This window comes from Neisseria sp. HMSC075C10, assembly GCF_001815615.1.
Classification (GTDB): Bacteria; Pseudomonadota; Gammaproteobacteria; order Burkholderiales; family Neisseriaceae; genus Neisseria; species Neisseria subflava_A.
This window is the reverse complement of record NZ_KV821278.1, coordinates 52,119-67,916: the sequence shown is the minus strand read 5'-3', so window position 1 is coordinate 67,916 and position 15,798 is coordinate 52,119. Positions and strand designations below refer to the sequence as shown.

Sequence of the window (15,798 nt, the reverse complement as noted above, 5' to 3'; positions counted from 1 at the left end):
CGCTGGGAATACTTGAAAAGAAAATTAAAAAATGAATAAAAAGGAAAAAATATTATGACGACAACCGAACCCCAAAAATACGCCCGCAGCCTGCACGCGCCCATCAGCCTCGGCACGACTTCAGACGACCGCTTTATGCCGCGCGGCTTTCTTTCATATTTTGCCGAGCTGCCGAAATTGGTTTTAACCGAAAAATTAGATGGGCAAAACAACTGCTTTGCCGCGCACGGCCTCTATGCCCGTAGTCATGCTGCACCTACCCAGCATCCGTGGGACAAGCCTTTGCTGCAACGATGGCAGCAAATTAAAGATGATTTAGGCGATCTTGAACTTTTTGGCGAGAATATGTATGGCATTCATTCGATTGCCTATTCACAACTGGAAAGCTATTTTTACCTGTTTGCAGTCCGACGTGGCGGATATTGGCTTTCATGGGAAGAGGTTAAATTTTATGCGCAGCTGTTTGATTTTCCGACTGTGCCAGAAATCCCCATTGTCCAGCCGCTTGCAGATTTCACTCAAAAATACGCCAATGAAGATATTGCTTTAGCGCAATGGCTTGCCGCTAATTTGGGAGAGCCGTGGACAGACAGCGTACAAACTGCCGGAAAGATCGGCGGCTACGATCCGAAAACAGGAAAGGCATGCAGTGAAGGTTTTGTTATCCGGAACGCCGCTGATTTTGCCACCAACAACGGCAACCTGCCTGTTCAATCCAATGAATTCGACAATCTTTTCAAATTGGTGCGAGCCAAACATGTTAAAACCGACGTTCATTGGACGAAAACTTGGAAGCCTGCCCACCTTATCGATTACGACAAATACCATTGGCAAAGCTGGCAGTTTCAGACGGCCTGAAGTCCAATGATCCAATAATAAGAAAGACAATTATGTGGACATTCCCATATTATATATCCGGTCAACTTCCTGACTGGCAAGCATTAGAACGTCGTTTCAGCTGGTTTGCCGATATGAAGGACGTTCCCCAGGACCCTGAGTGGCATGCCGAAGGCGATGTATTTACGCATACCAAAATGGTGTGCGAAGCCCTTTTGAAACTGCCCGAGTTTCAAGCGCTTGATGAACAGGAGCAGCATATTTTGTTTGCTGCCGCCATGCTGCATGATGTGGAAAAACGCAGTACGACCAAGTGTGAAATAGAAAACGGCAAAGAGCGTATCGTTTCGCCGCATCACGCAAAAAAAGGCGAGCATACCGCCCGTACTTTACTGTATACCGAACTTGCCGCTCCGTTTGCTGTAAGAGAAGCCATTGCCAAACTCGTGCGCTTGCACGGATTGCCCTTATGGGCGATTAACAAGCCTAATCCTGAGCGAGCCGTCATAGCGGCCAGTTTGCAGGTCAATACTGAGCATCTTGCCATGCTGGCTAAAGCCGATGTACTGGGTCGTATATGTTGCGACCAACAGGATATTTTGCTGCGCATTGATTTGTTTCGTGAACTCTGTGAAGAAAATGCTTGTTGGGGTAAAGCGCGTACTTTTGCCAGCGACTACGGACGCTATCTCTATCTTAACGGCCGTAGCGAAATGCCGGATTATCAGCCATTTGATGATCAAACCTTTGATGTGTACGCCATGTGCGCCATAGCAGGTAGCGGCAAAGACAGTTACATCAGGCAACATCTTGCCCATCTGCCTATGCTGTCGCTGGATGAGATTCGCCGTGAGCGCAAACTCAATCCCGCAGATTCCAAACATACCGCCGAAGCCGTGCGTTTGGGTAAAGAGCAGGCAAAGGAATATCTGCGAGCCCGTACGTCATTTGTCTTTAATGCGACCAATCTTAACCGCGACCTGCGCAGCAAATGGCTGCCGATGTTTGCCGATTACGGCGCACGCGTGCATCTCATTTATTTGGAAGTGCCTTACACGCAATTACTATCGCAAAACCGTAACCGCGAACATTCTGTGCCGAATGATGTGTTGCACCGCATGATAGAAAAGCTAGAAATCCCTGATTACAGTGAAGCGCATACAGTGGATTCTGTGGTTTCTTCTTAAAAAGGTAAGAACCTTGTAATTAGGCCGTCTGAAAATCAAATAATCAAAAAAGAAAACCGGATTTCCATCAGCTGGGGATCCGGTTTGTTTTATTTTCAACTTAGAACGTCAGCCTTACACCGGCGCGGACAGAGCGGCCCGGCAATGGTGCGATATATTTGAGCATGGAGTTTTGCGGTCTTGCGGTACGGTTGGCAAGGTTGCGTGCATCGAGGAACCATTCGGCTGTCGATTTTCCATGTTTGGTGGTATGGCTCATGTACATATCCCACATGGTATAGCCGCCTAAAACAGGCTCTTTGTAGTTGGCAGCCATGTTTCCTGTATGTTTGGCTGGGCGGTAGCGTGTCAGGCTGGTGCCCAGTTGCCAGTTGCCTTTATTCCATGTCAGGCCCGCGCCGTAGCGGGATACGGGCATATTGGGCATGTAATAGCCGTTGTTGCGGACACGGTTGCCATTGCCTAATGTGCTGTTGCGTTCGTCGTCCAAATCGGCGCGGTTGTGTACGAAATCGCCAAATAGGCGTGCTTCCAATGTGCCGTATTTATTCAGGTCAAACCATTGGTTTACCTCCAATTCTACGCCGTGAAGCTGGGTATCGCCAGAGCGCCAGTATTTGGTTGGCAGACGTTGGCCGCCGTCATGTGCGGCATCTACGAGGAAGGTATAGTCTTTAAATTGGGTTTTATACCAGCTTGCACGGAAGCGGCCGTCTTTCCAACCGATTTCGCCGTTTACTTCCCAAGTACCTGCTGTTTCCGGACGTAGGACATCGACTCCCCAGTGTGATTCTGAAGCCATCAGTGCATAGTGATCGCCACCTGCATACAACTCGTTGACTTCAGGGGCGCGTTGTGAACGGCTGTATCGTGCGCCCAGTTTTAAGAAGTCAAACAAATCTACGCCTAAGCCTGCATGATAGTGGTTTAAGCTGTATTTCAGACGGCCTCTCTCTTCCAATCCTTTAACGGTCGAACTGTTGCGTCCAGGTTTGTAATCGCCGATGTCGACCGAGTGACGGACTTCGCCATGTCGCCAACCCAAAGACGCATTCCAGTTTTTCCACTTGAAGTTTTCCAAAGCGAAAATGCCGTATTCTTTGCTGTCGGTATCGGGCAGGTAGGCATAGTTTCCGGTGCGTTTGCCGTTGATGCCTGAAGATTCTGTACTGCGCTGTTTCCAATCTGCGCCCAATGTACCTTTCAGCCAAGAACTTGCTTTGTGGTTGAACTCCAAACGGCTTTGGAAAGTTTTGCTGTCCAAAGTTTGCATTTTGGTGTCGCCCAAGTATTCGGATGTTGGGTTTTGTGTATAGGCGGCTTGGAATTTGATGTTTTCAATCCATGGCGTCAATGGACGGTACATGGCTTCTGCCTGCCAACGGGTTTGTTGGGCACGTACGGAAGCGTATTCGCGTACCGGTGCTTTGTGGGTTCCGCCGTGGTGGTGGCCTGATTCGGCAAAATTGTAATAGCCGAAGCCTGCAATACCGGATTTGCTCAAGAAGCGGCTGACGGATAAGCCTGCATAGCTGCGTTCACCGATATGGCTCAAGCCGAAAGCAAAGTTTTGATTACTCAGATGGCTGTTTTTCAGACGGCCTTTTTCAACAGGCATATCGTCTTTCATGGCATTGATGACTTTATTTCTAAAGTTTGGACTGCCGTCATAAAGCGGATTTTCTACCCAATCGCCCCAAAACGGTTTGTTTAATTTGTACAATTCAGATTCGTCAGGTTCCGAGCCGTCGTTATAGCGTTTCCATTGTTCAATGAAAGCCGGAATGTCTTTTGCGACATAACGGTAATAGCCTTTGTTTAAGGTTTCGGTAATGTCGGGCGTAACCTGACACGCCCACATCAGGCGAGAGCTATAAATATTGGCATGATCGTAACAGGCGGCCGGTTTGGAATCGCCCGGAATACGGTAATCATTGGCATGAGTGTCTGCCCCCGACAAATGCCAAGCCACATTGCCGACTTTGCCGTTTAATTTGAACGCTTCGACACGCGGCGTATTGTAGCCGCCGCTGACTTCGACTTTGCCGTTTAAATCTTTTTCAGGCAGTTCTGTGGCAATCACGCCGGTATCAACATCAACTGCGCCGCCAATCGCATTGCCGCCATACAAGACTGCTGCCGATGATTTTAAAACGGTAATCTTTTCCGCCATGAACGGATTGACCATCAGCGGTAAGTCAGGGCTGACAGAAGCGGCATCCGAAATACCCAAACCATTTTCACTGACATATACGCGCGAGCCGCTCAAGCTGCGGATTTGCGGTACGCCGGTATTAGGGCCGTAAGCATTGTTTTGAACGCCGGAGACTTGTTCCACAGTCTGTCCGAGCGATACGGCGCGTTTTGTTTTTAAATCGTTTGTAGTTAAAACTTCTCCATCTCTTAGATAGTCTTTTGCGCCAGGCTGCAAACGCCAGTTACTTGAAGGCGCATTACCGACAACTTTGACTTCAGGTATATCTACTTGAGGAAGTTCTTCCGCAAATGACTGGCCTGAGAAAACAGCCAAAATGGCGCATAACATTTTATTTTTGTTACATAAAAATTGTTGTTTCACCGCTTATCCTTTATTGATATCACATTACGAAAGGCATCATGATATATCTTTTCTATGGTAATTATCATAAATAAACATGTCTATTTTAATTAGTTTTGATTATTATCAATAATTATAAATATTTGTAAAATTTAGTATAGACTAGCTATTAATAATTAGTTATAAAATATTAAAAGGCCGTCTGAAACAATCCAATGTTTCAGACGGCCTTTTTATGGAATCAAAAATTGCTAGAGTTAAGACAAAGGTCTTTATTCGCAGCTCAAGTTTTTTGTTTTTTCGGCAAATGTATCCATGGCAATTTGGCACATACGTTCGCGTTGGCCTACGTCGGCGGCGGGCAGGATTTGGCGCAGGTATTTTGTGTTGTCGCGTTGGAACGATGCTTTATCGCCTGCTTTTTGGTAACACGCATCTGCACGGGTAAAGTATTGCTGGCAGATTTTCGGCAATTCTTCAAAGGACAAGGGTTTGCTTTTGTGCATGCCGTGTGCAGAGACGGATAGGGAGGAAAGGGCGCACAGCGCGATGATTAAGGTTTGGGGAATGGTTTTCATGGTAAGCCTATTTATTGAAGTGGTGTTTAAATCAATTGTTCGCCCCAATGCAGCTTTTGGCGCAGGGTTTTGAAGTATTGGTAATCGGTGGGATGGAGGACGCGCAAGGGGTTGTGATAGCGGCGGATGATGATGCGGTCGAAGTTTTGCACGTCGATATGGGATTGTCCGTCAAAATGTGCGCGTGCGTCGCCGCTTTTGGTAATGAGGATTTCAATCACGCTGGTGTCAGGGATGGCAATCGGACGGTTGGTCATGGATTGCGGGCAGATAGGCACAAGCGTGAAGGCGTGCAGACCGGCCTGCATGATGGGGCCTCCGGCGGCAAGCGCGTAGGCGGTCGAACCTGTCGGCGTGGAAATAATCAGACCGTCCGAACGTTGGGTATAGACAAATTCTTGATTGATAAATACTTCAAATTCGATCATTTGGCCTGCGCCGCCACGAGAAAGTACGGTGTCGTTGAGGGCGAGGGCGCGTTCGATGGTTTCGCCGTCACGAATGATGCTGGCTTCGATGAGGATGCGCTCTTCGGGCAGATATTTGCCTTCCAGGACGGGGCGGATGCCCTCAACCATGGTGTCGCGTGAGATTTGGGTGAGGAAGCCCAAGTGGCCTTGATTGATGCCGATGATGGGTACGGCGCGCGGGGCGACTTCACGGGCGGCGGAGAGGAAGGTGCCGTCGCCGCCGAGTACAACGACGAGGTCGCAGTATTTGCCCAGCTGGGCTTTGTTTACGGTTTCGCAGTAGGCGGAATCTTGGATATAGACGCAGTGTTCTTCTACGCTCAATTCATCCAGATAGATGGTGAAGCCGTTTTCGCGCAGAAAAGAAACCAATGTGTGGACGGTATCTTGAATCTCGGGCGTATTGGGACGTGTAACGATACCGATGTTTTTAAATGGGCTTTTCATGGTAGTAGGCCGTCTGAAATTAAGTGTCTAATCTATCCAGATATCGCGCTCGAGCCGGTCGAGGCGTTCGTTTAGGCGGGCAACGTCGTCACGCAGTTTGTCCACTTCTTCCAGCCATGCGGCAAGCGTGGCTTGGTCGATAACAGGGGATTCGGGTTCGCGTGAAAAGTCGCTAATTTGTTCGGCAATGCTTTTGCCGATTTTTTTCATGGTGCGGCCGATGTCGCCGGCGCGCGAGCTGATGCTTTCTGCGGCCACATGACCGAATACACGCGCCAAATCTTCGCTCGGATAATAGCGCAGTCCACCCAAAATAGGAAGGACGGACATGCCCAATACCAAGTCGCCTTCGAGGCTGATATCGCCCACGCCGGGCTGGCCGCCTTGGAGGATTTTTTGGATGGCGCTGTTGTGAAATGTGATGTTGGTGTCGGCGGTTTCATTTGCGGTTTCAAGAAAACCTTGTTCGCTGATGCGTCCGGTCAGTCTGAAACCGGTCAGGCTGATGCAGATGATGCTGCCTGCAAATTCAGACAGCTCGCGCTGTTGCTCTGGATTTTGCTGTATCAGGTGGTTGATAAGGGGAAATAGGGCGGACATGGTTTACTCTAAATGCCGTCTGAAACGGATTAATGGGTTGAGTCGCAATTTTACAGGCTTAGCCCGTCTGCGCAAACGGTATTTACAATTTTGCCGTTGCTTTTGTCATCAACGATGAAATCAGGAGCCGGCAGGCCGAGTTTGGCCGCTTCGGCAGTATAAAATTCGGCCCGGCTTGGGTGGAGGGGTTCGACAATATTGCGGATGCGTTTGCCGTCTGCTTGGCAGGCCGTCTGAAAAAGGACTTGGACGGCAAGATCCTTATGAAGAATATTGATGGGTCGATTGCCGCCTTGAATGCGTGTTTTTTGAACCAGCTTGGTAACGGGATGACGGTCGGCAGAATAAAGTCCGCCCAGTCGCAGTATGTCGATATGGGGGACGGCGCTTTTCAGCAAGGCTTGCTCGATTGTGAGGATTTGACGGGCGGATTCGGTTTGCGGATCGGGCGGCGTGGTTTCATCGCATATGCGTGCTTGGTCGCCATACACGCTGGTGCTGCTGGTAAAGATGATGTGTTGTACCTTAGATTGCTCGGCAAGTTGAATCCATTTTTTCAGGGTATCGGCGTAATGGTTTAATGATGAAGGCGGAAGCAGGCAGAACCATGTCGGCTTGTTGATATGATTTTGCCACAATGCCGAACTGTGAAAAATATCATCTTGATTTAAATCGAGGATGTCGAGTTCAATCGGCAGATTGATGTCGTCGGAGGTCAGGTTGCGTTTGATGGCGGCTACCTGACTGCCTTGCTCATAACATTTTTGCGCCAGCGGCAGGCCGAGATAGCCTAAGCCGAGAATGGAAATATCGGGAAGGTGCATAAATAAAGCATCCGAAAATTAACAGGCCGTCTGAAAATAGCTTTAACTTGGTTAAAGCCACGTTTTCAGACGGCCTTTGTATGGAAAAATTAATGGTTGCTGCCGATTTTTTGGTCGAATTCAGCGCGGTGTTCCGGCAGGAGGTAAGGGCGCAACAGGCTGAGTGTGCGGCTGATGCCCCGTACTTTGGAGTCTTCGGTCAACTTGGCGCGGCCGCGCAGGGAGCTGTCAAAGTCGAACCAGTATTTCGTTACCATCCACATATTGACGGCAAGGTCGTTCATGGCGGTTTGGTCTGCGCTGATGATGTTCAGACCGTTGAGCTGGGTCAGCAGGTTGACCAACAGCGGTGAAACTTTGGCTTGGGTAAAGGTATTGTGTTCGCCCAATAATTCGGCACTGCGGGCAAGCAGGGTATTCACATCGCTGAAAAGGAAACGATATTCCCACATCACATCATAAATACCGGCCATGTAGTTGATGGAGTCTTCCACATTAGACGGCAATACGGCTTCGTTAAGGTAGACAAGCAGGGCTTCGCTGTAACGCTTGAACAATTGGACAATGATTTCGTCTTTATTGCGGAAATGGTAGTAGAGGTTGCCCGGGCTGATGCCCAAGTGGGCGGCAATGTGGTTGGTGCTGATATTGCGCTCGCCTTCTTCGTTGAACAAGGCGAGGCTGGCATTGATGATTCGTGTGTAAGTGTTGACTTTGGCAATGCGCGGCATGGGATACACTCCTTTGTTTTATAGGCTGTATGAAGTAGGCAGCCAGTTGGGTTCTGCGTGTAATTCTACCTGAAATTGAGTAAATACTGTATTACAAACATATTGTGCCAGCTGGTGGACATCTTGCGCGGACGCATTGTTTTTATTCACCAAAACCAAAGCCTGTCTGTCATGCACAGCCGCACCGCCGATCTGATGGCCTTTCAGATGACATTGGTCAATCAGCCAGCCGGCCGCGAGTTTGACCGAACCGTCAGGCTGCGGATAGCGTGGCATATTGGGGTATTGTTGCAACAAATCGGCCGCTTTTTCAGCGCTGACAACTGGGTTTTTAAAGAAACTTCCGACATTACCAAGTACGTTAGGATTAGGCAGTTTACTGTTGCGGATTGCACACACTGCATCGGAAACATCTTTGGCCGTTGCCTCTCGGCCTTGGCTCAGTTCGGCAACCGCGGTCGCTAAATCGCCATAGCCCAAGTTCGGCACAAAATGCTCTTTCAACGCAAAGACAACCGAAACAATCACATAACGCCCTTTGCCTTCCTGTTTGAACAGGCTTTCACGATAGGCAAAGTCACAGTCGGCATTGGAAAGCTCGACAAAGGTTTCCGTATCCAAATCAAAGCAGCGTACGCTATGGATAACATCTTTCGCTTCAACACCATATGCACCGATATTTTGTACCGGAGACGCGCCGACCGTGCCCGGAATCAGACTGAGGTTTTCCAGCCCGCTTAAACCCAGCCCAACCGTGTGCAAAACAAAATCATGCCAAATTTCCCCAGCCTGAGCCTCAATATAAACCAGGCCGTCTGAACGCTCAATTTCGCGTATCCCCTTGTTTTCCATATGCACAACCAGACCGGCATAGTCCTCCATCAGAAGGATATTGCTGCCGCCGCCGAGCCATAAAACAGTATCTCGGTTGAACTCGGACAGCCGGACGATGTCGCGCAACTCGTCGGCATGTTTGAGTGCAACAAATGCTTGGGCTTGGGCGCGAAGGCCGAAAGTGTTGTAGGGGGTGAGGTCGGTTTGGTATTGGATGGGTTGCATGATGATTTGTGATTTTGTGGATTCAGGTCGTCTGAAAACTTACTATTTAACAATTACGATAGGTAATGGGGTTTTGGGGCGCTTTATAATTTTCTTGGGAAGAATAGGTCAGCTTATTCACGATTTCTTCATAAATGTCGGAGCCTTCTGGTAACGGCTTGCCTTCAAACATCCAACGACCTTGAATAATATCGTCGGCAGAAATCCATCTTTCGATTTCATACACTGCCAATGTCCAGCCGCGATAGACTGCAACTGCATATTTTGCTTTTTCACGTCGGCTTCCGATTTTCCAATATTTCCGTGTGCGTTCGTAAATTTCCTTATCCCTATTGGCTTCAGGAATATTCCCAGATCTAATGTCTTTTTTCAGTTTCTCGTATTCGTTATTAATCGTAATTAAAACAATAGGTTTATCAGTTTTCAATTCTTGCGCATCATATTTTCGTTTTAATTCGGATAAGCTCATCAATCCTACTTCAGAAGAATGTGTGCCGCCTTGAATATTAGTCAGCGGCTGCTGGCTCGGTTTGACTAAGGAGAGTAGGTCTATTGCCATCGCTTCATATTCAAAAGCCTGTTTGTCTGTTTGGATGTTGTGCCGCAGAATGTAATACACGGGTTGGTTTCCACTTTGATGTATTTCCCTAATCAAGGCAATTTTATCACTTGGCGTTTCTGTTTCTTGTAATGAACCTAGGGCATGATGGAAAACGCGATTGCCCACGCCTTTACCTACATAGAAAATATTGCCATCTCTAGGGTCAATCAAGCAATAAACATAGTAAGCAAGTTTTTCTATAATAGAGGTTGAAAACATTTTTTTCCTTAAAAGTGAATAAGCCGTAAATAAAATATAAATGGAGGTCGTCTGAAAGAAATTTCAGACGACCTTATGCGATCTGACCATCTCCCTGCTGCACAATTCCAAGCACCATACCAATGCTATGGCGGCAATCGTCAGTGAAACGGTCAGCGCAGTCCAGAAGCCGTAAATGCCCATATCGGCATGATAGGCAAGCAGGTAGCCGGGCAACAGGCCGCACCCCCAGAAAGCCACGGCATGGATGAACATCGGCATTTTGGTTACTTTATAGCCGCGCAGCGCATATGAAGCGATACATTGGGTGGCATCTGCCAATTGGAATAGGGAGGCGAAAAATAAAACAGTCGCAGCAATGCCTAATACTGCCGCATCGTTGGTGTACATACCGGCCAACTGAAAGCGAAAGATGACCAAGAGCAGCGCGGTGCAGGCAGCAAGCATCCAGCCCAACACCAGTGAAACGCCTGAAATATAACGCGCCCGCAAAAAATCGCGCCGCCCGAGCGAAAAGCCAACGCGTACCGTGCTTGCCGAGCCAACGCTTTGCGGAACCATATACAAAATACCCGACAGGCTGATGACGACTTGTTGCGCGGCGACATAATCCTCGCCGAATGGCGCCACCAAAAAGACGATAAACGAAAACGCGCTGGCTTCTAAAAAATAAGACAAGCCGATGGGGGCGCCGATTTTCCAAATCTGTTTGAAAGCTGTCAAATCGGGTTTGCCGATTTTTGCCGTCAAGCCAAACGGACGGAAGAATTTTTCTTTGGCGATATACAGCCACAAAGCCAATGCGCTGAACCAAAATACCGCCGCCGTTGCCACGCCGCAACCTGCGCCGCCCAAAGCAGGCATACCGAATTTGCCATAAACGAACACATAGTTCAGCGGCACATTCAACACAAATGCCGCGAAGCTGACCAACATAATCACGCGCGGACGGTTCAAGCTGGAGGCATAAGCGTGCAGGGCGCGGTGTATCATGGCGGCAGGCATTGCCAAGCTGGTGAAGAACATATATTGCGCCATCGTGTCTTCGACATAATCGTTCAATGTCAGCCAATGACGGAACGGCGTAATCATCGCCCACATCAACAGCATACCGAATACGCCCAAACACAAACCAAACCAAATGCCCTGCATTCCTGTTTTGCCGACTTCTTCGGTTTTACCTGCACCGTACAATTGGGCAATCATCGGGTTCAACGCCGCCATCACGCCCATAAAAGTAATGTAAATCGTAGAAAACGCGCTGCTACCCAAAGCCACCGCAGCCAAATCTTCCTTGCCTGCGCCGCCGGCCATCACCGTATCGACAAAACCAATGCCCACTTGCGCCACTTGCGCCAACAGCATAGGCAGGGCGAGGGCGGTAAGCAGGCGGGTTTCTTTTAAGAAAACAGGAAAGGCAAAGCGGTTGAGGTTCAGTAGCATAATGTGTGCGGTTTGAGGACAAAGGCCGTCTGAAAACGGAAATTTAAAATTATAAAGGGTAATGTTTGTACATAGACAAAGATTGGTTTAATCGTTAAATTTTTCAGACGGCCTTAAATGTCGGATGTCTTTTGACGGCTTCCAACCAGCTGTCCGGCGTTTGAAACTGCATCAGGCCGTCTGAAAGCGAAACCGCGGCTTGGGTAGTCGAAGCGCGGGTCAGCTTTTCATTGGTTTCGGCATCGTAAATGGTGTAATCGATACGCAGGCAGCTTTCGATTTCGACAATGTCCATATCAACGCGGATTTTTTGGCCGAAACGGGCAGGGCGGATGTATTTGAGGTTCATCTGCACAATCGGCCAGCTGTACCCCTGCCGCCCCATTTCGTTGTAGTCATAACCGATGGAAGACAGAAAAGCGCAACGTGCGGTTTCAAGGTATTTGACATAGTTGCCGTGCCACACGATGTGCATGGCATCTACATCAAAAAAAGGAACTTCGGTTTCAAAGCTGTGTTGGCAGTAGATGTGTTTTTTCATGGCTTAAAAAAGTGAGTGTGTTGGTTTCAGACGGCGTCTTCGCCCCAAAAATCATAAAAATTGAACCATTGTAACGGATTTTGCGCACATTCTTGCGCCAAAATGTCGGCAAAACCCTGCATCGCGTCTTTGACGGCGGCTTCGCGGTTACCGCGTTTCCAGCTGGAAGTATCGGTAAAGCGGCGCAGTTTCAAATGATGGCGGCCGTTTTGTTTGACGCAAAACAGCATGTTTACTTGCGTTTTTAAAAGCGAAGCCAAAAGCCATGCGCCTTGCGGCATAGGGGCGGTGTGGCCTAAGAAATTAATATCGGCGGTTTTCTCGCCGCGGACAGGTACGCGGTCGGCCGCGATGGCAATCCATTCGCCGTCTTCGATACGGCGGTTCAATTCCATCATCAGGGTGGTGTCCAAATCGGTTACCTGAATCAGGCGGATATGTTCTGCGCCGGCTTTTTGCAATGCCTCGTTAAATGCCTGCGCGTGTTTGCTGTGCACCAATACATTGAGTCTGAAATCTTTGTGGTGTGACACCAGCGCACGGCAAACTTCGGTATTGCCCAAGTGCGAACAGGCAAAAATCTGGCCGCGTTCGTTGCGTTTGACTTGCGAATAGATGTCGTCAGGATCTTCAATCACCAAATCTTCATAACGGATTTTGCGTTGCCACACGGCAAAACGGTCGCAAACCGCTTCGCCAAATGCAACGAATTGTTTGAATACGCTGTGTTTCGGTAGGACGATATGGGGAAAGGCCGTCTGAAGACGGGTTTGATAGCGTAAGACATGACGGCGCGGTTTGGGCGCGGTTGCATAAAAATACAGCACCACAAACCAAATGCACGGCTTCATCAAAAAGGCCGGCAGATAGCGCACCATCAATGTGGTCAGGGCGAGAAACAGGCGGCTGCCGCGTTCGGGCTGCGCTGCCCAATGGGTTTGTTTATGGTCGGTCATGGTTTCAGACGGCCTTTCCGAAAACTTTACCCAATCGGTGTTTCAACATACCGAAAAACAGCCGTGTGTGCATTTTGCTGATGCGGACATTGTCGGCAAAGGCATCGAAGTGGGACACGCCGTCGGCGGCGTATTGGACGGGTGTTTTAACCCAAACCGGTTTGACGTTGCGCCAGTACAGGCGGATAAGGATTTCCGTATCGAAGTCCATGCGGTCACCTACGGTTTCTTCGCGGACGACGGACAGCGCGGGTGCAAGCGGATAGAGGCGGAAGCCGCACATGCCATCTTTGATGTCGCATGACCAAGTGTGCAGCATATTCCAGAAATCGGTAATTTTGCGTCCGTAAAGCCGTGCTTTGGGCGCGTCATCGCCGTATTGCGGCCAGCCGCAAACAACGGCTTCGGGGTTTTGCTCTGCTGCGGCGAGGAGTTTGGGTGTGTCGCTCAAGCAATGCTGGCCGTCTGCATCAACCTGCAAGACGTGGGTATAGCCATGTTCTTGAGCGTATTCCAAGCCGGTTTTGACCGCTGCGCCTTTGCCGCCGTTGATGGGGCGGTAAAGGACATCAATGCCGTCTGAAACCAAAGCCTGCAATACAGGTTTGCATTCTTCGCGTGAACCGTCGTCCACAATTAAAACGTTTAAACCGAAGCCGCGCATGGTTTGGGCAACGTGGCTGATGGTGGTCGGGTGGTTGTAATGTGGAATGAGGGCCAGGGTTTTCATAAATATTTTTTAGACGACGTTAACACAATGCAGAGTATAGCAAATAAACATGCCATGGCGTTTGAAAAGGCCGTCTGAAACGGCGAGGACAAAATCGTTTGATTTCGTTTTTCACTGTTTCAGACGGCCTTTTATATGCCATTAATTCAGCATTGTACATGACCGACATCGAGGCATAAATCATGGAACTCGTTGAGTGTGCTGCGGTGTCCGATGCTGATGATGATGCTGTCGGGCAGTTTTTGCTTTAAGGCGCGGTAGAGCATGGCTTCGGTCGGTTCGTCCAAAGCGGCGGTAGCTTCGTCAAGCAGGATGACTTTGGGCTGCGAGAGCAGGGCGCGGACGAAGGCGACGCGTTGGAGTTCGCCGGGGGAGAGTTTGTGTTGCCAGTCGTCGGGTTTATCCAATTTATCAACGAGATAACCTAAGCGGCAGGTATTCATGGCGTTGATTAGTTCCGGATGCTGCTTGTCGATGTCGGGGTAACAAATCGCATTGCGCAGGCTGCCTTGTGCCGTGTACGGGCGTTGGGGCAGGAAGAGGATGTCTTGATGTGGCGGATGGCTGACTTTGCCGCTGCTGCCGAAAGGCCAAAGCCCCGCCAGCGCGCGCAGCAGCGAGGTTTTGCCGCAACCGCTCGGGCCGCGTATCAGCAGGGAGTTGCCGTTTTTGAGGTTGATGTTGATACCGTCTAATAAAACTTCGCCGTTGTGGCGGTATAGGGCAACGTTTTCCAAGATCAGGCCGTCTGAAACTTCGGTAAGCTCGGGTTGTTGTGCGGCGTGTTTTTCTTCCGTGCTCAGCAAAAAGCCGTACAGACGCTCCAATCGGGCGCGGTAGGCGGTGAATTTGTTGTAGAACATCCGGAAGAAAGACAGCGCGTTTTGCAGTCGTGCGAAGGCTTGGACGGTCTGCTGAATGTCGCCGATTTTGATTTGTCCGGCAAACAGGCGCGGAGCTTGCAAAATAATGGGGAAGAGTTTGATGCCGTTGGTGAACATATCGTTAAAGCCGCTCAGGCAGACGCTTTGTCGAGCAATGCGCCAACGGTTGCGAATAATGGCTTTGAAGCGGTCAGAAAGCTGGTCGTGTTCGTGTTTTTCGCCGTTGTAAAACGCGACGCTTTCCGCATGGTCACGCACGCGGACAAGGGAATAACGGTAGTCGCCGTTGAGTTTTTCGTTTTCATAATTAAAACGAATCAAAGGGTTGCCTATCCACATGGCGATAAAGGTCGCCAAAATCACAAACATATAGACAAACCAAACGATGCCGTGCGGAATATCGAAGCCGAACACGGTCAGGATGCCTGCCAAGCCCCACAAAACAACGGCAAATTCCAGCGAGGTAACGACCGAATTGACCATGCCGCGCACAAATTCAATGGTCGAAGCAATGAATTCCTGCGCGTCCTGTTGGATACGCTGGTCAATATTGTCCGGCGCATGGCGGCGCATTTGCAGGCGGTAGTAGTTTTTGTCGGCAAGCCAGCGCGAAGTTAAAACTTCATTGAGCCGCTCCGACCATTTAATCGCCAAGCCTTGATCGAGAAAGTCGTTGACGACGTTGTTAAACGCCCGTATCAGCACCACGCCTGCGTTCATCGCTGCAAACATCCAAAACGCGGAGGCGTTCAAATCCTGCATCGAGTCGTAAAGCCCTTTGGACATAAATGTACTCAACACATTCAGCCGCACTTCGGTTAACAGCAACGTAATCATCGCCGTAATCAGCAGCAATACTTTAACTGCACTTTTCGGCGTCAGGCAAAGGCGCAGGATATAGCTAAACTCGCGCCCGAAGCGTGTGTTGCGTGCAAAAAACAGAATTACCGCCGAAGCTGCGGCGACCATCAACAAGGTCTGCACCAACCAAGACGGTGAGGAATAAAGCTCGGTTTGCCATTTTTGCATGGGTGTATTCTCTAAAAGGGTCGTAAAGGCCGTCTGAAAAGGACGGCAAATTTATTAAATTATGATCACTATGAAAATAGTTTTTCAAACTGTTGTATTTTTGTA

At 49.3% G+C, this 15,798-nt stretch carries 15 protein-coding genes; 2 read left to right on the top strand and 13 right to left on the bottom strand.

Annotated features, from left to right (window positions below):
- Positions 1–54 precede the first annotated feature (54 nt).
- Positions 55–858 carry an RNA ligase family protein gene (locus tag HMPREF3047_RS10360; RefSeq protein ID WP_070714031.1) on the top strand — a complete coding sequence of 268 codons (804 nt, stop codon included), beginning with the start codon at positions 55–57 and terminating at the stop codon, positions 856–858.
- Positions 859–971: 113 nt separating this feature from the next.
- Positions 972–2,024, top strand: a complete 1,053-nt coding sequence (locus tag HMPREF3047_RS10355) for an AAA family ATPase (RefSeq protein ID WP_283122331.1) — start codon at positions 972–974, stop codon at positions 2,022–2,024.
- A gap of 100 nt (positions 2,025–2,124) precedes the next feature.
- Here the strand turns inward: HMPREF3047_RS10355 and HMPREF3047_RS10350 are convergent, their stop codons facing one another.
- From HMPREF3047_RS10350 to HMPREF3047_RS10290, 13 genes are all read right to left on the bottom strand, one after another.
- The gene (locus HMPREF3047_RS10350) at positions 2,125–4,569 is read right to left on the bottom strand and encodes a TonB-dependent receptor (protein WP_070714220.1); all 2,445 of its coding nucleotides are present in this window, start codon (positions 4,567–4,569) and stop codon (positions 2,125–2,127) included.
- Between the two features lie 284 nt (positions 4,570–4,853).
- Positions 4,854–5,159: a hypothetical protein gene (locus HMPREF3047_RS10345; RefSeq protein WP_036491162.1), complete on the bottom strand. Its 306-nt coding sequence runs from the start codon at positions 5,157–5,159 to the stop codon at positions 4,854–4,856.
- Positions 5,160–5,185: 26 nt separating this feature from the next.
- Positions 5,186–6,076: an NAD(+) kinase gene (locus tag HMPREF3047_RS10340; RefSeq protein ID WP_003746351.1), complete on the bottom strand. Its 891-nt coding sequence runs from the start codon at positions 6,074–6,076 to the stop codon at positions 5,186–5,188.
- Between the two features lie 27 nt (positions 6,077–6,103).
- Entirely contained in the window at positions 6,104–6,676 is a 573-nt protein-coding gene (locus HMPREF3047_RS10335) for a ubiquinone biosynthesis accessory factor UbiJ (RefSeq protein ID WP_004519967.1), read from the bottom strand.
- 50 nt (positions 6,677–6,726) lie between these two features.
- On the bottom strand, positions 6,727–7,500 hold the full coding sequence (locus HMPREF3047_RS10330; RefSeq protein ID WP_070714024.1) for a Rossmann-fold NAD(P)-binding domain-containing protein: 774 nt from the start codon (positions 7,498–7,500) through the stop codon (positions 6,727–6,729).
- 89 nt (positions 7,501–7,589) lie between these two features.
- The gene (locus HMPREF3047_RS10325; RefSeq protein WP_004519965.1) at positions 7,590–8,231 is read right to left on the bottom strand and encodes a TetR/AcrR family transcriptional regulator; all 642 of its coding nucleotides are present in this window, start codon (positions 8,229–8,231) and stop codon (positions 7,590–7,592) included.
- Between the two features lie 18 nt (positions 8,232–8,249).
- The gene (gene murB, locus HMPREF3047_RS10320; RefSeq protein ID WP_070714021.1) at positions 8,250–9,290 is read right to left on the bottom strand and encodes a UDP-N-acetylmuramate dehydrogenase; all 1,041 of its coding nucleotides are present in this window, start codon (positions 9,288–9,290) and stop codon (positions 8,250–8,252) included.
- 46 nt (positions 9,291–9,336) lie between these two features.
- Positions 9,337–10,110, bottom strand: a complete 774-nt coding sequence (locus HMPREF3047_RS10315) for an LEM-3-like GIY-YIG domain-containing protein (RefSeq protein WP_070714017.1) — start codon at positions 10,108–10,110, stop codon at positions 9,337–9,339.
- A gap of 63 nt (positions 10,111–10,173) precedes the next feature.
- Complete coding sequence (locus tag HMPREF3047_RS10310; RefSeq protein WP_070714014.1) at positions 10,174–11,553, bottom strand: MATE family efflux transporter; 1,380 nt, start codon at positions 11,551–11,553, stop codon at positions 10,174–10,176.
- 103 nt (positions 11,554–11,656) lie between these two features.
- Positions 11,657–12,094, bottom strand: a complete 438-nt coding sequence (locus tag HMPREF3047_RS10305) for an acyl-CoA thioesterase (protein WP_004519960.1) — start codon at positions 12,092–12,094, stop codon at positions 11,657–11,659.
- 26 nt (positions 12,095–12,120) lie between these two features.
- A complete protein-coding gene (locus tag HMPREF3047_RS10300; RefSeq protein ID WP_070714012.1) occupies positions 12,121–13,050 on the bottom strand; it encodes an LpxL/LpxP family acyltransferase in 930 nt (309 codons plus the stop codon).
- Between the two features lie 4 nt (positions 13,051–13,054).
- Entirely contained in the window at positions 13,055–13,780 is a 726-nt protein-coding gene (locus HMPREF3047_RS10295; protein ID WP_070714009.1) for a glycosyltransferase family 2 protein, read from the bottom strand.
- Between the two features lie 146 nt (positions 13,781–13,926).
- Entirely contained in the window at positions 13,927–15,693 is a 1,767-nt protein-coding gene (locus HMPREF3047_RS10290) for an ABC transporter ATP-binding protein/permease (protein ID WP_070714004.1), read from the bottom strand.
- Positions 15,694–15,798 lie beyond the last annotated feature (105 nt).